21 protein-coding genes are annotated in these 19,218 nt (G+C 41.8%); 3 read left to right on the forward strand and 18 right to left on the reverse strand.

The window, feature by feature from the left end; genetic code table 11:
* Nucleotides 1-1,005, reverse strand: a complete 1,005-nt coding sequence (locus NFU46_RS03210; RefSeq protein ID WP_175079076.1) for a response regulator — start codon at nucleotides 1,003-1,005, stop codon at nucleotides 1-3.
* A 205-nt stretch (nucleotides 1,006-1,210) separates the two neighbouring features.
* Between NFU46_RS03210 and tpx the strand changes: the two genes are divergently transcribed.
* Nucleotides 1,211-1,792 carry a thiol peroxidase gene (gene tpx / locus NFU46_RS03215; protein ID WP_054561732.1) on the forward strand — a complete coding sequence of 194 codons (582 nt, stop codon included), beginning with the start codon at nucleotides 1,211-1,213 and terminating at the stop codon, nucleotides 1,790-1,792.
* Nucleotides 1,793-1,869: 77 nt separating this feature from the next.
* Here the strand turns inward: tpx and adk are convergent, their stop codons facing one another.
* The 10 genes from adk to NFU46_RS03260 all read right to left on the reverse strand — a co-directional run bounded on the left by adk (nucleotide 1,870) and on the right by NFU46_RS03260 (nucleotide 11,355).
* Nucleotides 1,870-2,514 (reverse strand): adenylate kinase, encoded by a 645-nt coding sequence (gene adk / locus NFU46_RS03220; RefSeq protein WP_036967590.1) that lies wholly within the window; start codon nucleotides 2,512-2,514, stop codon nucleotides 1,870-1,872.
* Between the two features lie 180 nt (nucleotides 2,515-2,694).
* A complete protein-coding gene (htpG, locus tag NFU46_RS03225) occupies nucleotides 2,695-4,608 on the reverse strand; it encodes a molecular chaperone HtpG (protein WP_251599663.1) in 1,914 nt (637 codons plus the stop codon).
* Nucleotides 4,609-4,769: 161 nt separating this feature from the next.
* On the reverse strand, nucleotides 4,770-5,378 hold the full coding sequence (gene recR / locus NFU46_RS03230) for a recombination mediator RecR (RefSeq protein ID WP_054551546.1): 609 nt from the start codon (nucleotides 5,376-5,378) through the stop codon (nucleotides 4,770-4,772).
* Nucleotides 5,379-5,388: 10 nt separating this feature from the next.
* A complete protein-coding gene (locus NFU46_RS03235) occupies nucleotides 5,389-5,715 on the reverse strand; it encodes a YbaB/EbfC family nucleoid-associated protein (RefSeq protein WP_054551547.1) in 327 nt (108 codons plus the stop codon).
* Nucleotides 5,716-5,774: 59 nt separating this feature from the next.
* On the reverse strand, nucleotides 5,775-8,228 hold the full coding sequence (dnaX, locus tag NFU46_RS03240) for a DNA polymerase III subunit gamma/tau (RefSeq protein WP_251599667.1): 2,454 nt from the start codon (nucleotides 8,226-8,228) through the stop codon (nucleotides 5,775-5,777).
* Between the two features lie 3 nt (nucleotides 8,229-8,231).
* A complete protein-coding gene (gene apt, locus NFU46_RS03245; RefSeq protein WP_054551549.1) occupies nucleotides 8,232-8,777 on the reverse strand; it encodes an adenine phosphoribosyltransferase in 546 nt (181 codons plus the stop codon).
* 161 nt (nucleotides 8,778-8,938) lie between these two features.
* A complete protein-coding gene (locus tag NFU46_RS20440) occupies nucleotides 8,939-9,061 on the reverse strand; it encodes a hypothetical protein (RefSeq protein WP_254907726.1) in 123 nt (40 codons plus the stop codon).
* A gap of 85 nt (nucleotides 9,062-9,146) precedes the next feature.
* Complete coding sequence (locus tag NFU46_RS03250; RefSeq protein WP_251599891.1) at nucleotides 9,147-9,890, reverse strand: DUF2063 domain-containing protein; 744 nt, start codon at nucleotides 9,888-9,890, stop codon at nucleotides 9,147-9,149.
* Nucleotides 9,891-9,897: 7 nt separating this feature from the next.
* The gene (locus NFU46_RS03255; RefSeq protein WP_251599670.1) at nucleotides 9,898-10,761 is read right to left on the reverse strand and encodes a DUF692 domain-containing protein; all 864 of its coding nucleotides are present in this window, start codon (nucleotides 10,759-10,761) and stop codon (nucleotides 9,898-9,900) included.
* 54 nt (nucleotides 10,762-10,815) lie between these two features.
* Nucleotides 10,816-11,355 (reverse strand): hypothetical protein, encoded by a 540-nt coding sequence (locus tag NFU46_RS03260; protein ID WP_251599673.1) that lies wholly within the window; start codon nucleotides 11,353-11,355, stop codon nucleotides 10,816-10,818.
* Between the two features lie 173 nt (nucleotides 11,356-11,528).
* Between NFU46_RS03260 and NFU46_RS03265 the strand changes: the two genes are divergently transcribed.
* Nucleotides 11,529-12,506, forward strand: a complete 978-nt coding sequence (locus tag NFU46_RS03265) for a tRNA-dihydrouridine synthase (RefSeq protein ID WP_251599677.1) — start codon at nucleotides 11,529-11,531, stop codon at nucleotides 12,504-12,506.
* Nucleotides 12,507-12,557: 51 nt separating this feature from the next.
* Nucleotides 12,558-12,893 carry a TraR/DksA C4-type zinc finger protein gene (locus NFU46_RS03270; protein ID WP_054561739.1) on the forward strand — a complete coding sequence of 112 codons (336 nt, stop codon included), beginning with the start codon at nucleotides 12,558-12,560 and terminating at the stop codon, nucleotides 12,891-12,893.
* A 14-nt stretch (nucleotides 12,894-12,907) separates the two neighbouring features.
* Here the strand turns inward: NFU46_RS03270 and NFU46_RS03275 are convergent, their stop codons facing one another.
* From NFU46_RS03275 to NFU46_RS03305, 7 genes are read right to left on the reverse strand one after another with little or no spacing between them, the layout of a single operon-like run.
* On the reverse strand, nucleotides 12,908-13,912 hold the full coding sequence (locus tag NFU46_RS03275; protein ID WP_175082175.1) for a hypothetical protein: 1,005 nt from the start codon (nucleotides 13,910-13,912) through the stop codon (nucleotides 12,908-12,910).
* Between the two features lie 56 nt (nucleotides 13,913-13,968).
* A complete protein-coding gene (locus tag NFU46_RS03280) occupies nucleotides 13,969-15,228 on the reverse strand; it encodes a tetratricopeptide repeat protein (RefSeq protein WP_175079071.1) in 1,260 nt (419 codons plus the stop codon).
* Nucleotides 15,229-15,239: 11 nt separating this feature from the next.
* Nucleotides 15,240-15,857, reverse strand: coding sequence for an energy transducer TonB (locus tag NFU46_RS03285; RefSeq protein ID WP_054551556.1), 618 nt, complete (start codon nucleotides 15,855-15,857; stop codon nucleotides 15,240-15,242).
* Nucleotides 15,857-16,261 carry a biopolymer transporter ExbD gene (locus tag NFU46_RS03290; protein ID WP_054551557.1) on the reverse strand — a complete coding sequence of 135 codons (405 nt, stop codon included), beginning with the start codon at nucleotides 16,259-16,261 and terminating at the stop codon, nucleotides 15,857-15,859. Before NFU46_RS03290 ends, NFU46_RS03285 begins: the two co-directional genes overlap by 1 nt.
* 14 nt (nucleotides 16,262-16,275) lie before the next feature.
* Nucleotides 16,276-16,800 carry a MotA/TolQ/ExbB proton channel family protein gene (locus tag NFU46_RS03295; RefSeq protein ID WP_054551558.1) on the reverse strand — a complete coding sequence of 175 codons (525 nt, stop codon included), beginning with the start codon at nucleotides 16,798-16,800 and terminating at the stop codon, nucleotides 16,276-16,278.
* Nucleotides 16,800-18,164, reverse strand: coding sequence for a MotA/TolQ/ExbB proton channel family protein (locus NFU46_RS03300; RefSeq protein WP_054561743.1), 1,365 nt, complete (start codon nucleotides 18,162-18,164; stop codon nucleotides 16,800-16,802). The genes NFU46_RS03295 and NFU46_RS03300 overlap by 1 nt, the downstream gene beginning before the upstream one ends.
* Nucleotides 18,165-18,170: 6 nt before the next feature.
* Nucleotides 18,171-18,941, reverse strand: a complete 771-nt coding sequence (locus NFU46_RS03305; RefSeq protein WP_062564205.1) for a DUF3450 domain-containing protein — start codon at nucleotides 18,939-18,941, stop codon at nucleotides 18,171-18,173.
* Nucleotides 18,942-19,218: the final 277 nt, after the last annotated feature.

The raw sequence follows: 19,218 nt of genomic DNA on the forward strand, positions 1-19,218 counted from the left end.
TTAGTCTTCTAATAAATAAGCTACTTTGTACTTAAGGGTTTTTAATGAGTCCTCGGTGAACAGCAACATCAAATCACAGTTAATATTATGATTTTCGATGCCATAGCTGATCTCAATCGCCAGCGTTCGTTGCCAGCGAGATTTATTGGCTTTTACTAAGTCGGTCACATCACAATGCTGTCCTAGCACCACAGGATGACCTTGGCTAAAACGCATATCGAGCTGTTTAGAAAGCCCAGTTAAAATCGCGCCAATTAGAATGTTGCTGACATCCATCAGCAGCTCAAGCTCAACTTTATCGTTAAGCTCGCCTTCGTAATTCATAAGTGACGCAATTTCTTTAAAACTTGAATCATTCAATAGCAATAAGGCTTCACCAGATACACCACCACCGATAAAACCTTGGCACACACCAGATGTAGTGGCATTCGCATCAATCGAGCGTAAAGCCATATCGAGCTCATTTACCTCTAATACATTTACATTAGGAATAGGAAGCTTTACGAATACATTAAGAAGACGCGCTAATAAGTCCCCTGCTTGCCCCATAGCCACGTTTGTGAGCTCTTGATAGATGTCACGTACATCAGGGTCAACTTGCTCACCTAGCTTATTAGCAAGGCGCTCACGCATGGCTTTATCTTTAATGCCATGATGCTCGATGATATTAGCAAGCTTTTCTGCAGAGCAAGGTTTTTGAATAAAGTCGATAGCGCCTAACTCAAGCACACGTTGGTGAGCGTTAGGCTGAATATCACCAGACACAACCACGGTGAGAACATGAAGGTCTTGTTCTTGAATAGCTTGAAGTACTTCGTAGCCATCCATTTCAGGCATGTTTAAATCGAGAAAAAGTATTTCAGGCTGAATTTTTTTGATTTGCTCAATACAATGAACACCGTCTTCAGCAAACTCAACTTTAATATCCCAATCATCGGGTAAAGAGCGTGCTAATTGTCGACGAGCTAACTTTGAATCATCACAAACTAATACCGATGTTGACATACTCTCTCTCTAAATCCGTACTTTTTAACTAGACGCAAATTGGCCTAGCAACTTTATTCTTATTTTTATATATAAAAAATAGGGTCACGAACACATGTTAATCAAACTACTGGTTATTTACAATTTTAAATTGTACTAATCCTTGGAGCCACCTCATGAGTATAATACACTGATGTTAAATGCGTTAATTTGAAGGAATCTTATTATGTTACGTCCACTTATATTTGCATTAAGTGCAGTGTGCACGTTTAGTTATGCAGGTGATTTATCAGAAAATAGTTTAGATGCTGGTAAGGTTTCTGCCCAGTCTAAGCCAGTCACTTTACTAGGACAAGGTGTTGAAGTTGGTCAAAAAGCGCCTAATTTTAAAGTAGTAGATGGCAGCTTTACGCCAGTCACACTAGACAACTATCAAGGCCAAGCCGTGCTTTTAAGCGTTGTGCCAAGTTTAGACACCGGTGTATGTAGTATTCAAACCAAACACTTTAATGAAAAAGTAGCTTCAGAATACCCAAGTGTGGCGATGCTAACCTTAAGCGCAGACTTACCGTTCGCACAGAAGCGTTTTTGTAAAGCGGAGAATATAGACAAAGTAGTGACTTTATCTGACTCAGTATGGCGTGACTTTGGTAAGAACTATGGTTTGATTATCAAAGATATGGGCTTGTTAACCCGCGCCGTATTTGTGCTCGATAAAGAACATAACATCGTTTACAAGCAGCTTGTCGATAACCTTTCAAAAGAGCCTGATTACGACAGTGCTATTGCGGCATTAAAGAAACTATAAAGCGCAATTTAACTTGCAGTGAGACAGACATAAAAAAACCGCCCAGAGGCGGTTTTTTTATGTCAACAATTAGGCTATTAACCTAAAAGCTCACCAAGTTGTTGGCTAACAGCTTCAACAGCTTGAGTACCGTCTAATTTGTGGTACTGAGTGTTGCCTGCTTTCGCTTCAGCTTGGTAGTAATCAACTAATGGTTTAGTTTGGTCGTGGTAAATACCTAAACGCTTACGAACTGTTTCTTCAGTGTCGTCATCACGAATGATTAGGTCTTCACCTGTGATGTCATCTTTGCCATCAACTTTAGGTGGGTTATAAACAACGTGATAAACACGACCAGAGCCAGGGTGTACACGACGGCCGCCCATACGCTCAACGATGATTTCATCAGCAACGTCAAATTCGATAACGTGATCAACTACCACGCCATTCTCTTTCATTGCATCTGCTTGAGGAATAGTACGAGGGAAACCGTCTAGTAAGAAACCTTTTTCGCAATCTGGCTTAGCAATGCGCTCTTTAACTAGACCGATAATAATTTCGTCAGATACTAATTGACCTGCATCCATTACTTTTTTAGCTTCAAGACCAAGTGGTGTACCTTCTTTGATTGCTGCACGCAGCATATCGCCCGTAGAAATTTGTGGAATACCGTATTTGTCCATCAAAAACTGAGCTTGAGTACCTTTACCTGCACCCGGCGCGCCCAAAAGAATAATGCGCATATCATTGTCCTCTGTGTGATACTAATCTTAAAAAATGGTCGATCAGTGGAGTTTTGTTTTTAGAGCCTGAATTCTTCCACAACTGAAGCTATACCTCAAGTAACTTATACCAATTGCCTATATTAGCGGCAATAAAAAAGGGAGCCTTGCTCCCTTTTCCAACTCATTGCGCTAAAACGCTTATTTGCTTAAATCTAGCATAAGTTTGTTCAATCGAGTTACAAAGCCTGCGGGGTCTTTTAAAGTACCGCGCTCAGCCAATAATGCTTGATCTAGAAGTACTTCTGACCACTGGGCAAATTTGTCTTCATCTTGTTCAACATTTAAGTGTTTAACAAGCTGATGCTCTGGGTTAAGCTCAAAAATTGGCTTTTGCTCAGGCACTGTTTGACCAACTGATTCCATTAACTTTTGCATTTGCGAGCTCATATCGTGCTCATCTGCAACAACACATGCAGGCGAGTCAGTTAGACGGTGCGTAAAGCGTACGTCTTTAACCTTATCACCTAGTGCTGTTTTAATGCGCTCGACTAGACCAGCAACTTCTTTTTCTGACTCTTCTTGCGCTTTTTTCGTTTCTTCGTCATCCATGTTGCCTAAATCTAAGTCACCACGGGTAATTGACTGGAATGATTTTTCGTTAAACTCTGTTAAGTAGCTCATCATCCACTCATCAACACGGTCGCTTAGAAGCAATACTTCGATGCCCTTCTTACGGAAGATCTCTAAATGTGGTGAGTTCTTCGCTGCAGCGAATGAATCAGCAACTACATAGTAGATTTTGTCTTGCTCTGGCTTCATACGCTCAATATATTGCTCAAGCGATACATTTTGTGTGCTTTCATCAGTATGTGTAGAAGCAAAACGCAATAGCTTAGCAATGGCTTCTTTGTTAGCCGCATCTTCAGCTGGGCCTTCTTTTAACACCTGACCAAATTCGTTCCAGAACGTTTGGTAATCTTCTTCGCGGTTTTTCGCCATACGCTCAAGCATCTTAAGTACGCGCGATGTACACCCTTTACGGATTGCTTGCGTTACTTTGTTGTCTTGCAAGATTTCACGCGACACATTTAGTGGTAAGTCGTTTGAATCAAGTAAACCTTTTACAAAGCGTAAATAGCTTGGCATGAACTGCTCAGCATCATCCATAATGAAAACGCGTTGCACATACAGTTTCAAACCTGATTGACGTTCGCGGTTCCATAAATCGAAAGGTGCTTTTTTCGGGATGTATAACAAGCTGGTGTATTCTGTTTTACCTTCAACCTTGTTATGTGCCCAGCTTAGTGGCTCTTCCCAATCATGACCAATATGCTTATAAAACTCTTTGTACTCTTCGTCTGTTACTTCTGACTTATCACGAGTCCATAGTGCTGTTGCGCGGTTAATACCTTCCCACTCGCCTGGCTGCGCTGGAATTTTCTCGCCGTCAGGACCTTCTGATTCAGGTACTTCTGCTTTATACATTTCTACTGGAATAGAAATATGGTCTGAATACTTAGTTACGATGCTACGTAAACGGAACTCATCAGCAAACTCTGTTTCGTCTTCACGAAGGTGAAGAATGATTTCAGTACCACGTGATGGTTTATCAATCTCTTGTAATGTGTACTCACCTTCGCCTGCAGATTGCCATTCAATACCTTGGCTTTCACCTGCTTTACGCGTACGCACTGTTACTTTGTCAGCAACGATAAACGCTGAGTAAAAACCAACACCAAATTGACCAATCAATTGTGAATCTTTGCTTTGGTCACCAGTTAGGTTTTGGAAAAATTCTGCGGTGCCTGATTTTGCAATTGTACCTAGTGAATTGATCACATCTTCACGACTCATACCAATACCGTTATCAGTAATGGTGACCGTGTTTGCGTCTTTATCGGCACTGATACGTACTTTTAGTTCCGCATCGTTTTCGTATAAATCGCCATTAGAAAGCGCAAGGAAACGTAATTTATCTGCCGCATCTGACGCGTTTGATACAAGCTCACGTAGGAAAATCTCTTTATTAGAGTAAAGAGAGTGAATCATCAGGTTTAATAGTTGTTTGACTTCTGTTTGAAAGCCTAATGTTTCTTTTTGTGCTGCAGTCATTGTGTAAATCTCCAATTAACAAAGTGTCTAATCTGCACTATGACTCTTTATATGGGGCAGGCTTTTTGAACTTCAAGGCAAAAAATTAAATTTACGGCTAAATTGGGGAGCTATACACAAAAAAGCCTGCTTAAAGCAGGCTTTTGATACCATTTTCGGTATTAGTTTTGGTTTACGGCGCGTCGTCCGCTAAATGCGTGCATCAATGTCATACCATCGAGCAAGTCGAGCTCACCACCAACAGGGACACCGTGAGCAATACGAGATGCACCAACCTGATACTTATGACAAAGCTCAGCAATGTAGTGGGCAGTGGTTTCACCTTCAACACTTGGATTGGTTGCGAGGATCACCTCATTAATGCCGCCTTGTTGCAACTTGCTTTCAAGAATATCAAGGCCAATTTCTTTTGGTCCTATGCCATCAATTGGCGACAAGTGACCCATTAAAACAAAGTAAAGACCTTGGTATTGACCAGTTTGCTCAATAGCGAGTACATCGGTTGGTGATTCAACCACACACAATAAACCACTATCCTGGCGTTTAACACTTGAACAAATATCGCATACAGCTTGCTCTGTAAAAGTACGACAAGATTGACAGTGCCCTACTTCATCCATTGCCTTGGTTAATGCATGACCAAGCTGTTTACCACCCTGACGGTCACGCTCAAGCAAATGAAAAGCAATGCGCTGTGCCGACTTAGGACCTATGCCCGGCTGGCATCGTAGCGCTTCAATTAGCTGTGTTAAACTAGGAGATAGTTGCATACAAAATCACTTAGAATGGCATTTTCATACCTGGTGGTAATTGCATACCGCCAGTTACTTTGCTCATGCGCTCTTGAGTTTCTTCAGCAACACGACGTACAGCATCGTTACACGCTGCCGCTAATAAATCTTCAATCATGTCTTTGTCGTCTTCCATTAGGCTGTCATCTAATTCAACACGACGAACATTGTGGTTACCAAGCATAGTTACTTTAACTAGGCCTGCACCTGCTTCACCTACAACTTCAAGGTTTGCGATTTCTTCTTGGGCTTTTTGCATGCGCTCTTGCATTTGCTGCGCTTGCTTCATCATGTTACCCATTCCACCTTTAAACATAACTGTCTCTCTTTCTAAACTACTTTAATTGGCATGAAGATAAGGGCTATTGTAACTAATTACAATGCCTGAATACTGTTTTCATCGATTATAGCGCTAAATAACTGCTGAAATTGCACTATATTTTCATCGCTATTTATTACATCAATGGCTTGTTGATGACGTCCCGCATCAATTTTTTGTTGAATCAAATATGGTGAATCAATTACGCCATCAGCAAACTCGATACTAAGCTCAACATTATGGCCGTAAATTTCACTCAATGCAGCATTGAGCTTTTGCCTAAGCACTGCGCTATCTAAATGGCGCTGTGATGAATCAACTTCAATGTGAAGCTGATTATTCTGCTTGGTAAAAATTGAATGCAGCGCAAATTGGCGCATGCGACCACCCAGTCCCATGCGTTTAATTAAATACGCCCATTCGTCTTGTTCGTGTGCAAATTTAATACTGCTGATCGGGCTTTCAAAATCATCAGGTATCGGAATACTGGCTTCTTCAACTACTGGCTCTGGCGCTTTTTGTGGATTGATCTGCTCAAGTAACTCTGGCGCTAAGTTTTCGGTGATTGTTTGATGCTTTTCTCGAAAGTCGACTTTTTTTACTTTACTACTGCTCTCCCCCGCTTGCTGGGGGATGGGCTTTTTTACTTCAGCAGCCATTGCTTGCTGCTGAGGCTGAATATTGGACGCGGCTGTGCTTTGTTGCGCTGGCGGCTCTGCTTTGGGCTTAGCTTCAGGCTGTGGTTCTGCTTTAGCATTAGTTTGCGTTGCTGCACCACTTAAACGCCCAGCACCTGAAATATTGCGGTCTTGTAAAATACGAGCAATGGCCGACTGCGCCTGACTTTGCTGCTGTTGTAATTGTGCAGGTGCAGTTTGCTGTTGCTGAGGCGCAGATGCTTCATTGGCAGTAAAGCCCTGATCATAGGCGCTATTCATCACATCATCGTATTGCGCAGCAAGTGATGAGTCCATTTCTGCATCATTATCTTCCATATAATCTTGCGAAGAATACTCTGATGATGAGTACTCAGCAGCTGGCACTTGCTCTGAGTGGCTTTGCTCTTGCTGTTGAGGCGCTGGTTGAACTTCAGCGGCCATTGCAGTTTCAACAGATTGCTGAGGCTGTTGACCAGCATCAGGCTGTGCTACTGCAGTTGCTTCAACTTGCTGGGCAGGCTCATAGCTATATGCCGTCTCTGTCTTGGCAGCTTGATTAGGTTCTGCTTGAATAGGCTCAGCTTGTGTTGGCTGAGGCTCTGAAGGAACAGCAGTTGTCTGTGCAGAGCTATGTGCAACTGGTGCTTGCTCTGAAGCTGCTTGTTCACGTTGCGCCGTTGATTTTTTCAATATATCACGCAGTGCACCGGCACCACTTGGCTTAACCTGTTGCTGGGTATTCGTTGGTGTTTGGCTTTGTGCAAATTGCGTAGGCTGGAATGCAAGCAGTCGCAACATGATCATTTCAAAACCAAGTTTAGCATCGGGTGCCCATTGCAAATCTTTTTTTCCATTTAATAGCAATTGGTAGTAAACCTGCATTTGCTGTGCATCAGTGGTTTGTGCCACCTGCTCAATAAAATCTCGGTTAGTATCATCAAGGGCCGCTGCACTAGGCACTAGTTGCACAAGCTGAATGAGATGCGTCAGGGCAATTAAATCGTCGAGCAAAGCTACAAAGTTAGGGTTTCGGCTAACGACCGCTTTTACTTCTTGAAGTAACGCATCGCCATCTTGGCACAATAACGCTGCTAACATGGTTTGGCTATATTGAGTATCCATCAAGCCAAGCATGGTTTGCACAGCCTGATGATTAATATTGCCATTGGTTTGCGCAATTGCTTGGTCTGTAAGACTCAATGCATCACGCATACTACCATCGGCTGCCTTAGCTAAAATAGACAATGATTTATCATCAAAACTTAGCTGTTCTTGATTAAGAACATGGGCAAGCTGATCATGAATTTCTGATTGCGACAAAGCATTTAAATTAAACTGTAAGCAACGCGATAAAATCGTCACTGGCAGTTTTTGCGGATCGGTTGTCGCTAATAAAAACTTCACATGCTCTGGGGGCTCTTCCAATGTTTTAAGTAATGCATTGAAACTGTGCTTTGACAGCATGTGAACTTCATCGATTAGGTATACCTTGTAACGACCACGTGTTGGTGCGTATTGAACGTTATCAAGGATTTCGCGGGTATCTTCTACTTTGGTACGTGATGCCGCATCGATCTCTAACAAATCGATATAACGGCCTGCTTCAATGTCAGTACAACTTGAACATTGGCCGCATGGCTCAGCAGAGATACCCTTATCGCAGTTGAGACTTTTTGCGAATATACGTGCGATGGTTGTTTTACCCACCCCACGGGTTCCAGTAAAGAGATAAGCATGATGGAGTCTATTTTGTGTTAATGCATTAACCAATGCCTGTTTAACATGAGACTGCCCCACTAACTCGTGAAAGGTTTGTGGTCGCCATTTCCTTGCTAGAACCTGATAACTCATTAATTATTCGCCTTCGAATTCAACCAACTTTAAGATTTTGATGCCCATATCAGCAACTCGTTGCTCACCACCCAGCTCAGGTAAAGAAACAACAAATGCGGCATCAGTTGCGTTACCGCCTAGTTTAGCAACTAATTTAGCAGTTGCTTCGATTGTGCCACCTGTCGCTAGTAAGTCATCTACCAGTAACACTTTATCGCCAGGGACAATTGCGTCTGTATGAAGCTCAAGAATATCTTCACCATACTCTAATTGGTAGCTTTGTGAAATCACTTCGCGAGGAAGTTTGCCTGGTTTACGAACTGGAATGAATGGAATACCTAGTGCATAAGAAAGTGGTGCACCGAAGATAAAACCACGAGATTCAGTACCGATGATTTTTGTAAAACCTTGGTCTTTATATGCTGCAATAAAGCTGTCGATAGTTGCTTTAAATGCGTCAGCATTAGCCATTAAAGTTGTTACGTCGCGGAACATAATGCCCGGCTTTGGGTAATCAGCGATCGTTGCAATGCTCTGTTTGATGAGCGTTGAAGTTGCTTGAGTCATAATTATACTGCTCAAAAAGTTTATCTAACAAAGCTCGAGAGTATAACATCACCTTAGTGGAAAGTCGGTAGCAAGTTTCGAAATTAATCACTTAACAAGAAATATCAACTATAAAAAAGGCTGCATTATGCAGCCTATTGTCTTAAATTTGCTTACGCAGATTAAGATAAAGAAGTGATCCAACCAAGAATAGCGTTTAGACAGCCAATGCCACCGAATACAGCTAAAAACGCAATGAAATAAGTTGCATTGAACGGATCTTTAAAGTCTTTATCATTCGACATAGTTACTACCTTTATTTAAGCACGACAAAATAAGGCGCACATAATAGTCGAACTGCCCTCATCAATAAAGAGCTTTAGCCGATTTTTAAACCAATGTATTAGTCACCACAATGCCGCGCTCTGCCATGGCGCTTAAGGTATTGAGCGCTCCCTGATACAGCTGCTCTTGGCTAAATTGAGGCGCATGCTCTGCAACTGCTTGGCATACATCATTTAAATCTGCACCCGACTGAGATTCTATAATATTAAGAAGTAATGCGGTCATCGCATTTGTCGATAAAAATTGTACTTCGTCATCGCTATCACGATAAACCACAAAGTAACTTGGTTGTGCTGCCGGTTCACTTGGTTGATTATCTGCACTGATGGTATGAACAGGAAAACTGTAACTCAAGTTACGCGCAAGTGAACTTAAGAATAATGCAGAGCTTGTCACTTGATGAGCCGATAAGCTCACTTCTTCTGCCACCTCTTGAGCAAACGATACATCAAGCTCAACCCATTCATAGTGCGCTAGCTCTAACATAAACGCGGGATCATCGCTTTGCATTTCATAGTCATTAGCAAGAAAGGCCAAAAACTCCCCTGCAATATCTAAAAAATAAGGTGATTTACAATCATGCTGGCTAAAAAACTGCCTAACGAGTCTGTGCCAAGCTTGCTCTGAATATAAACTTTTTAGTACTGGATACGCAGAGCTAACAAAGCCATCCACATTGTTAAAAAATAAGTCTCGGTAAATCGCCATCCGACGCTCTTCAACATCACTAGGCTTAGCATGTTGCTGAGGGTCGCGGATATGTGCCATAAACGCTTGCTGCACTTGCATAAAATGATTAGGCACTGTGTTTCACCCTTGCTTGGTTTTGTTTGTTGGCTGTTTGCTGTAGTGCTTCAATGGTTTTCAGTTCAGCTAATAACTCACTCATAGGAGGGATATTAAAATCTCGTTCTAACAAAGTGGGAAATACCCCATGAACTTCATAAGCTTTTTCAAGTAATTGCCAAACAGGATCGATAACTGGCGCACCATGGGTATCAACCAGTAAATCCTCTGCCTCAGTGTAGTGGCCCGCAACATGCCCATAGGCAATACGTTTTGTTGGTAACGCCGCTAAGAATTGCTCAGCGTCATAACCATGATTAATCGAATTAACGTAAATGTTATTCACGTCGAGCAGTAGTTTACAATCCGCTTCTTCTAAAACGGCATTGGTAAATTCAAGTTCTGTCATTTGCTGGCCGGGCGCGCCATAGTAAGAGACATTTTCGATGGCAATTGGCTGCTCTAGAATATCTTGTACTTGCCTAATACGAGAGGCCACATGTTTAATTGCATCTTCAGTAAACGGAATAGGCATTAAATCGTACATATGCCCTTCTCCCGAGCAGTAGCTTAAGTGTTCGCTGAATACACGAATATTATGCTCTTTAAAGAAAGCTTTTAGCGATTGCACAAAGTCAATATCAAGTGCTGCAGGTGAGCCAATCGACAACGATAAACCATGGCATACAAAGGCATGTTGTTCGGTAAGCTGTTTAAATTGTTTACCAAAACGCCCGCCTAGCTTGAGCCAATTTTCTGGTGCAACTTCTAAAAACTCAATGGGTTTTGGAACATCAATGAGCATTTCATCAAGCATTTCTCGGCGCAAACCTAAACCAACCTGCCCAAAATCAGCTACTGATTCTTTTAACATACTACCTCCTACTAAAAAGGGCCTTTACGGCCCTTTTAAAAGCTAAATGAGCGTTTAGTGGTTAGAACCACATTTACCTTCGCCACACTTACCTTCTTTAGCTTTCTTTTTGTCTGCGCCACATTTACCTTCGCCGCACTTTCCTTCTTTAGCTGCTTTTTTGTCCCCGCCACATTTACCTTCGCCGCACTTACCTTCTTTAGCCGCTTTTTTGTCTGCGCCGCATTTACCTTCGCCGCACTTACCTTCTTTAGCTGCTTTTTTATCTGCACCACATTTACCTTCGCCGCACTTGCCTTCTTTAGCTGCTTTTTTGTCCGCGCCACATTTACCTTCGCCGCACTTGCCTTCTTTAGCTGCTTTTTTGTCTGCGCCGCATTTACCTTCGCCACATTTGCCTTCTTTTTCGGCTTTTTTATCGCCGCCGCATTTACCTTCACCACATTTACCTTCTGCGGCATCTAGTTGATAGCCTGCTTGCATTTGCTGAAATTCAAATGGATTTGCACTGGCATCAGTGGCTGCAAAACTTGACGCACCTACTACAACCGCACCTAATGTTAATGCAATTGAATTTTTCTTAACTGTGTTCATTCGATGACTCTCTTTTTTATAAAGGGTTATTAAACAAGACCCGAGAACTAAAAATTACTTTCAAAATTTTTATAATTATTTTCTGAAAGTGCCAAGAATGCAAATTACGATTTATAAAACAATCCAGAACAGCTAGAATACGCGTCCTAATTTTTGATGAGTTAACAGGTATCATGCGACTAGTTTTAGCACCGATGGAAGGCGTTGTGGATTTTAAAATGCGACAACTCCTAACTGATTTAGGTGGATTTGATTTATGCGTAACAGAGTTTGTTCGTGTCGTTGAAGACACACTGCCCGAACGCGTATTTCATCGCTATTGTCCTGAGCTAAAAGCAGGTGGCTATACTCGTGCAGGTACGCCAGTGCGTATTCAGTTGCTAGGTCAAGTTGCCGATGCTTTGGCAGCAAATGCTGTTAAAGCAATACGCCTAGGCTCTCATGGCATCGACTTAAATTTTGGTTGCCCTGCTAAAACAGTGAACAAAAGTAAAGGTGGTGCGGTACTGTTAAAAGACCCTGAGCACATGTACGAAATTATTAAAGCCGTGCGTGATGCTGTTGATCCTTGCCATGAAGTTAGTGCCAAAATTAGGCTTGGTTTTGATGATGATAGTAACAGCCAAGAAATTGTTGATGCTGTTGTTAGCGCGGGTGCTTCAAGTCTTGCTATTCATGCCAGAACTAAAAGAGATGGTTACAACCCACCGGCATATTGGGAAAAAATCCCCCCATTGATCAAAGATAAAAATATTTCGGTCGTTGCTAACGGCGAAATTTGGCAAGTTGAAGATGCCATGCTTTGTCAAAAGCGCAGTCATTGCCAAGACCTAATGCTTGGTCGTGGTGCATTAGCGATGCCTGATTTAGCAAAACAAATAAAATCTCATGCAGAAAACGAGCATTACACTCCGATGTTATGGGAGCATGTAATATACCACATTATTCATTCATCTATGCATCAAGACGAGAGCAAATGTGAAAAGTATTTTGCTTCTCGTACTAAGCAGTGGCTCGGCTATTTAAAACGCCAATACCCACAAGCTAACGCACTTTTTGATGAGATCCGCCGCCTAAAAGCCAAAGATGAAGTTGCAGATGTACTAAGAAAGTACGCGAAAGCGCCGAGTATTGATACAAATCATAATTAGCCAATCGATTTTGTTTGATAATACTAGTATTGCCCACTTGGAAGAAAAGCGATGAACAATACTGAAATTCAAACAAAGTTATCTGCGGAACTTGCGCAGGTTAGACAACGTTTACTCGATATGCTGGCTAATTCTGATCAAGCCTATCATCAGCAACTGCTATCGCAACTCAAGGATAATCCCCCTTCAGACTGGTTAGAGCTGACAGCAAATAATCTCGGTTCTGAGTATCAAATATTGATTGCTCGAATAGAAAAGTTAGAAGCAGCACTATGCCAAATCGATATTGGGCAGTATGGCTATTGCTGTGATTGTGAAGAAAAAATTGATGACGAACGTTTACTTGCAGATCCTGCAAGCCAACGCTGTCGACGTTGCGCTCCATAGAGCGCAGCGCTGTACTAATTTATAAAAATAAAGCTCATCGCAGGATAAAGCACGATATCCTCAATTAACCAATCAGCTTGCTGCTGATCTACACCTAAACGCTTCATCAAGTTAACACGTGCTTGCTGTTCACTCCACGTGTGATAATGAATACCTAAGTCAGTTTCCATCATAACTTGCCAGAAGTATTGCTCGCCTTGTGTTAATTTACGCTTACTTTTGAGCGGGTCGAGATAATCAAGTTGCCAATCAAGGCCTGTGTGCTGATGATTTTCTACAAAATAATTCATTACTAATGGTTTAGCGTGAGAGTCTGATACAGGTAATACAAAATCTGCACTCTGCGATTGCTTTAACGAAGCCTGTATCTCACTTAACCAATTTAAAGGTGGCTTAGTTTCACCACTAAAGTAATTAAGTTTACTTTGATACCAATCTTTACCGTTTGCCAAACCAACTAAACCAAGTTTTGTACGCGGTTTATACTGAGTTAAATATTGATTAAGTTTGTTTAGTGCTGCTTGTACACTGTCATCGCTATTATCAAGGTACGATTTGACCATATTATGTAAAAGCGTTAATTCGATTTTATTTAATTTCAGATTGCTTTGCTCAGCTGCAATTAACTGTGTTTCAACTAACTCTAGCCAGTTAGCTAGTGCATTTTCTGAGTAGTCATCTAATGAACGAGCTTGGCTAATAACATCACGTTGTACAGGCCATACAAAGTAACGCTCAGGATAACGCTCAGCAATAATTAAATAATTTAATTGCGCCTGTTGTGACACATCTAACTTAGTCGCTTTTAGTCCTTGATAAGCTTGATGACGCGCTTGCAAATAACTTTCTGAGAAAGGCCAGCTAGCAGCTTCACTTTGCTGTTCTTGAGTCGATAATAAATTATTAATAGTTTGCAGCGCTTGCTGCCCTTCACTAAATGTTTTGAAACCTGATGTTTGCTCAGAGCAAGCTATCAGCATCACACTTGCGACAACTAATAATACGATCTGTCTTAGCATTTTAAAATTCCATAAAAAAAGCCCCAGAGGGGCTTTTTAGTTTAAAACAACATCAATTAGATTTTTACACCGTTACGAGCGGCTTTATCTTTGATGAAGGTTGACCAGCTCTTCGCGAAACGACGCGTGCGCGGATCATCCATTGCTTTAGTGATAGCGTTGTAAGCTTGCTTGTACTTCTCTTGGTAGTAGTAAGCTTCAGCTAAATCAGAGTAGATAGTTCCTTTTTTGTCAGAACCTAACTCTAATGCCTTGTTCAAACGAACAACGGCTGCACTATAGTTTTGCGATTGTAAAAGTAATGAACCCGCTTTGCGATAAAGCTCTGCATCGTCATCAAATTTAGCCGCTTCTTCATAGTATTTAGCTGCTTTTTCAATATCTTTAGAACGGTGGTAGTTAGATGCCACTGCACTGATATTTTGCTTGTTACGCTTAACTTTTTCTTCGTTGATTGCCTTTTCAAGCACGACTGCTGCTTTGTAAGGAATATCATTTAACGAATAGAAGTTAGAAAGTACTTTGTATTCAACTTCGTTTTCAAAATAGCCATTTTTATAGGCAACTTCCATGGTCGCAAGACCTTTCTTGAAGTCTTCGGTTTGTAGGTAGTATTTACCTAAACCAACCCAGGCTTTTTTGTCTTCAGGCCAAACACGAACAATCTCTTCAGCTACTTCTACCATGTTTTTGTACTGTTTAAGTTCAAAATAGGCAGCTAGCTTTAATTGGTAAGAAGCTTTAGCAGGTTCTTTTGCCAATTCGATTGCTTTGTCTGCAGCAGGAAGTACGTCTTTGTAAAGTTTTAACTCGTAGTTTGCTTGCGCAATACGTGTATAAACTTTGTCGTCTTCCTCACCTGTGAAGTCCATCCAAGATGCATAAGCTTCTTTTGCTTTTGCATATTGCTCAGTACCCGCGTACATATCACCTAGAAGTTTTAGGCCTTGCTCTTGGTCAGCAAAGTTTAAAACGTCAGGTTTAACTGCCGCTGAGATGTGCTTAATAGCCAATTGGTACTGCTCTTTTTGAGCGTACATTTGACCTAAGTAACGATCAACTGTTGCCTTATCGAAATCATCTGAAGGATCAATTTCTTTAAGTAGTGCAATCGCTTCATCAAGCTTATCTTCATTGTACAAGTCAAACGCTTTAATAACTTTCTTACCAACGCGCTCGCCCATAACTTTAGTTTTTGCTTTTTTACGCGCTTCAATCTTCGCGTAATCTGGCGCCGCTAAAGCAGGTGCAGTGAAAGCTACACCTGATAGAGACATAAGAAGCGCAAGTGCAGTTACTTTAGATAAATTTCTCATTACTCGCCTCCTTAGTTGCCTTGGTTAAGTTTAAAGTCTAATTGTACTTGAAGACCAAATTGCTTCTGTGGTTTACCATCGATGATTTTCGGACGGTACTTCCACTTACGTAGCGCACGTTTAGCTTCGCGGTCGAAGATACGTTTAGGATCTGCGTCGATCACTTCAACATCTTCTACACCACCCACTTCATTGATAGTAAATGAAAGTTGTACCCAACCTTCTTTACCATCACGCGCTGCTTGCGTAGGGTATTTTGGTTCAATACGAACGATAGGTGTCGCGTCACCATCACGTCCAAATGCACCTGGACCACTTAGGCCACCAGCTGTGCTACCCACATCGATGCTTGGCATATTAAATGACAAACCACCAGTGTTCGGGTTGCTGTTTTCCGGCTGAGGCGGCTGCGGCTTAGGCGGCTGCTTTGGCGGTGGCGGAGGCGGAGGCGGAACACGCTTCCTCTCCTGCACCTTAGATTCAGGCGGATTCGTCATAATTTCGACTACGATCTGTTCTTTTTGTTCAGTCGCACGGTCAGCTCCACCGGAGATGAGGTACGCCATGAAGTAGAACAAGCCGAAAGTAACTGCCCCACCTGCAATCAGTGAAAACAGAAAACGAATCATTACTGATCTCCAGCTATTGAAATTTTAAGGTTATCACCCGTCGCTTTGATCTGGTCCATAACTTTAACTACTACGCCGTGTTTTGCTTCTTTATCAGCTTGCAAAATTACAACTTCAGTAGGTTGTTCTGCTAATAAACTTTCAAGCTTAGCTGATACACGCTCAACGTCTACTTGTTGTTTATCAATCCAGATCGCACCGTCAGCGCGGATAGCAACAAAAATGTTTGCATTTTTTTGCTTCGTAGCTGCAGCTGCTTTAGGTTTATTGACTTCGATACCAGCCTCTTTAACGAACGATGTAGTTACGATAAAGAAAATAAGCATGATAAATACGATGTCAAGCATTGGCGTCATGTCAACCGCTGCTTCTTCTTCTTCACGAAAACGTTGTTTACGTGCCATATTTAATTCTCTCTCTAGTGATGAGGCATGCTATCTACAAGTTTAGCTTTCGCCATTCTCGCTCTCGCTTCTAGACGTGAGCTAAAGAATACTCCAGATAGTGCCGCAACCATTCCAGCCATTGTTGGGATTGTTGCCATTGAAATACCTGATGCCATTAAACGTGCGTTACCAGTACCTTGAGTAGCCATGGTTTCGAAAACCGCGATCATACCCGTTACAGTACCTAATAAGCCGATTAAAGGACAAACAGCTACTAATGTCTTAATCAACAACATACGCTGATCTAATTTTTCAGACGCTTCAGAAATCCATGCTTCACGGATTCTGTGTGCGTACCAAGACGTAGTGTCTTGGCGGGCATCCCACTGAGCTACAATGTTCTTCGTCATACGAGGAAACTCAGCTAGTAGGAACCAATAGCGCTCAATCATTAAAACCCACATAAGAAAGAGTGCTATCGCGACCACGTATAATACCTGGCCGCCTGTGCCAACAAAATCCCTGATAGATTCCCAGATCTCCATCAGGACTAGCATTAGGCTTTCTCCTTCTCCGCGTGAGCAGCGATGATACCAGCGCTTTGCTCATCAAGGACATGTAGAACCGACTTACTACGACCCGCAACAATTGAGTGAAGTAGGATAAGTGGTAGAGCTGCAATTAGACCTAACGCTGTAGTAACAAGTGCTAGAGAGATATTACCAGCCATGATCTTCGGATCACCTGTACCGAACAATGTGATTGTTTGGAACGTAAGGATCATACCGATTACCGTACCTAGTAGACCTAGTAATGGAGCGATTGCTGCCAAGATCTTGATGATGTTGATACCAGCTTCGATGCGAGGCGTTTCACGTAGGATTGCTTCGTCAAGTTTAAGCTCAAGGTTTTCAACGTCTTGATTCTTGTTGTCAGCGTAAACCTTAAGAATACGACCCAGTGGGTTGTTTGTATTCGGAGTAGAAAGGTTTTTAAGCTGGCTCTTAATCTTAGTGCTAGTAAGCGCAAGATCAATGAAACGAACGATGAAGATAAGTAGACCAACAATTAATAGTAATGTGATGATGTAACCTACTTCAGCACCTTGCTCGTAGTATTCCATTAGTGATTTCTTCTGCGTGTTGATACGTAAAATCGCGCCACGAGTCGGGTCGATGTATACGCCAGCATAGTTATCTGCAGAAGTACCTTCTAAATCGCTGATACCAGCTAAGATGTAGCTATCAGGTTGCTTACCTAGAGGTTGAATCGCTTTAGTTTCTGGAGAGTAGATTAAATAACCGTCGTCAGTTACTAAGTTGAAGTTACCGATACGAGTTACTTTCTTCACAGAAGATGAACCGTCAAGACCTGCAACTTCAGTTTCGAAAGTTGAAACTTTAGCTGACTCAGTCATTTCAGTTTGAAGAGAAATCCAAAGCTCTTCTAGTTCACGAACAGTTGGAAGTTCTTTCGCAGCAGCTAGTGAGCGAAGTACTTCAGCACGTCCTGGTTTTTCAGCAGAAACAAGTGATGCTTCGATTGAACCGATTGCATCAGCAGCTGCACGACGTACAACACCGAACATCTCACCTAATGTACCTTGAGCGTTTAAAAGAGCTTGCTCTTTTTCAGCTAAAGTATTTTCGTTTTGAGCATATTCTTTAGCTAAACGGTCACCACGTGCTTTTTCAGCAGCTAGGTCGCTTTTAGCTTTGTTAAGTAACGCTTGCTTGTCAGCACGAGCTGAAAGGAACTCTTGTTCACGTTGCTTATTTAATTTGCCTTCAGAGATACGTTCTTGCTTAACTTGCTCAAGAATTTTGTCTAAAGCATCAGTGTTTGCGTGTGCATTAAGCGCGGTACCTGCAGAAACAGATAGTACTGCTGCAACAGCAAAACCTTTAAATAGTTTCTTCATTATTGATTACTCCGCGCCAAAGATTGGTAGTTTAACAAGTTCTAATGTCGCTTGTTTACGCGCCATACGGATAACTTCTTTAACAGGTTTTAGGTATTCTTCACCTAATTCTTTCCACTGTTTAGTGTTGTTATCCCACACCCACGCGTGCTTAAGGTCAAAAGACTGAGCTACGTAAGTGATACGACCTAAACGACCGAAGTCAACGTTGATGCTCTTACCATCGATCTCAAGAGTACCTTGAGAAGCAGTTACAGCTGAGCTGTATGCAGTTTCAACAGTGTAAGCTTCAAGAACTTGGCGGAATTTTTCAGATGTAGTAACTGATGCTGACGCCATGATGTCACGAAGTCTTTCAACACGTGCAAGACGGTTTTCAAGATTGAACGGAACGTCCGCTTTGATGAATTGCTCAAGCGTATCGATCATGCGATACATCAAAGGCACAACGTTTTGTTTCGTGTTATCGATAGTTGCGATTTGACGGTCAAACGATTCGATTGAAGCGTTTTGGTCAGCGACCAAACGTGCTACGTGATCGTTATAAACCTTCATTAGCTCAGTTTCGTCAACAATGCTACGGTACTCAGCGATTAGCTCTTGAGTTTGACCATATACATTGTCAATTTTAGTTTGAGACTTAACAGCAGCCTTTTGAATTTGTTGACCTGCATCTTGCACATCTTTCAAAGGATCTGCAATCACATTGCTGCTTGCAAATGCAAAAGCGCCAACCAACGCTGATGCTACAAGACTCTTTCTGATTTTAACAGACATAGTTCCCAACCAATTAAGTAATGTTACTTTTATAATTTAATTATCCTCCGAAGAGGACAACCCTGATATCTTTTAATAGATATCAACTCTCCAATAATGCTAAATGCTTCAGAGTCTGTCAACTTGATGTTCGGCTTTCATCGGAAAAATTTGGTGACTCGTCGTTGAGATGAAAATAACCAAAACAACTAATTAACAAAAATATAACAGAGGTATTCATGTGGTACTTCTATAGCCCTTTACTGGCGAACATTGCATTCATATTAGGTTCAACCTT

The sequence above is a fragment of the Pseudoalteromonas sp. NCCP-2140 genome, from assembly GCF_023708065.1.
Lineage (GTDB): Bacteria > Pseudomonadota > Gammaproteobacteria > Enterobacterales > Alteromonadaceae > Pseudoalteromonas.

Coding starts and splice junctions, on each gene's coding strand:
- NFU46_RS03260 (WP_251599673.1), bottom strand. CDS start 11,355: ATGAACACAGTTAAGAAAAATTCAATTGCATTAACATTAGGTGCGGTT.
- NFU46_RS03285 (WP_054551556.1), bottom strand. CDS start 15,857: ATGATTCGTTTTCTGTTTTCACTGATTGCAGGTGGGGCAGTTACTTTC.
- NFU46_RS03270 (WP_054561739.1), top strand. CDS start 12,558: ATGAACAATACTGAAATTCAAACAAAGTTATCTGCGGAACTTGCGCAG.
- htpG (WP_251599663.1), bottom strand. CDS start 4,608: ATGACTGCAGCACAAAAAGAAACATTAGGCTTTCAAACAGAAGTCAAA.
- NFU46_RS20440 (WP_254907726.1), bottom strand. CDS start 9,061: ATGTCGAATGATAAAGACTTTAAAGATCCGTTCAATGCAACTTATTTC.
- dnaX (WP_251599667.1), bottom strand. CDS start 8,228: ATGAGTTATCAGGTTCTAGCAAGGAAATGGCGACCACAAACCTTTCAC.
- NFU46_RS03210 (WP_175079076.1), bottom strand. CDS start 1,005: ATGTCAACATCGGTATTAGTTTGTGATGATTCAAAGTTAGCTCGTCGA.
- NFU46_RS03290 (WP_054551557.1), bottom strand. CDS start 16,261: ATGGCACGTAAACAACGTTTTCGTGAAGAAGAAGAAGCAGCGGTTGAC.
- tpx (WP_054561732.1), top strand. CDS start 1,211: ATGTTACGTCCACTTATATTTGCATTAAGTGCAGTGTGCACGTTTAGT.
- NFU46_RS03275 (WP_175082175.1), bottom strand. CDS start 13,912: ATGCTAAGACAGATCGTATTATTAGTTGTCGCAAGTGTGATGCTGATA.
- NFU46_RS03255 (WP_251599670.1), bottom strand. CDS start 10,761: ATGTTAAAAGAATCAGTAGCTGATTTTGGGCAGGTTGGTTTAGGTTTG.
- recR (WP_054551546.1), bottom strand. CDS start 5,378: ATGCAACTATCTCCTAGTTTAACACAGCTAATTGAAGCGCTACGATGC.
- NFU46_RS03305 (WP_062564205.1), bottom strand. CDS start 18,941: ATGTCTGTTAAAATCAGAAAGAGTCTTGTAGCATCAGCGTTGGTTGGC.
- NFU46_RS03295 (WP_054551558.1), bottom strand. CDS start 16,800: ATGCTAGTCCTGATGGAGATCTGGGAATCTATCAGGGATTTTGTTGGC.
- NFU46_RS03300 (WP_054561743.1), bottom strand. CDS start 18,164: ATGAAGAAACTATTTAAAGGTTTTGCTGTTGCAGCAGTACTATCTGTT.
- NFU46_RS03235 (WP_054551547.1), bottom strand. CDS start 5,715: ATGTTTAAAGGTGGAATGGGTAACATGATGAAGCAAGCGCAGCAAATG.
- NFU46_RS03265 (WP_251599677.1), top strand. CDS start 11,529: ATGCGACTAGTTTTAGCACCGATGGAAGGCGTTGTGGATTTTAAAATG.
- adk (WP_036967590.1), bottom strand. CDS start 2,514: ATGCGCATTATTCTTTTGGGCGCGCCGGGTGCAGGTAAAGGTACTCAA.
- apt (WP_054551549.1), bottom strand. CDS start 8,777: ATGACTCAAGCAACTTCAACGCTCATCAAACAGAGCATTGCAACGATC.
- NFU46_RS03280 (WP_175079071.1), bottom strand. CDS start 15,228: ATGAGAAATTTATCTAAAGTAACTGCACTTGCGCTTCTTATGTCTCTA.
- NFU46_RS03250 (WP_251599891.1), bottom strand. CDS start 9,890: ATGCAAGTGCAGCAAGCGTTTATGGCACATATCCGCGACCCTCAGCAA.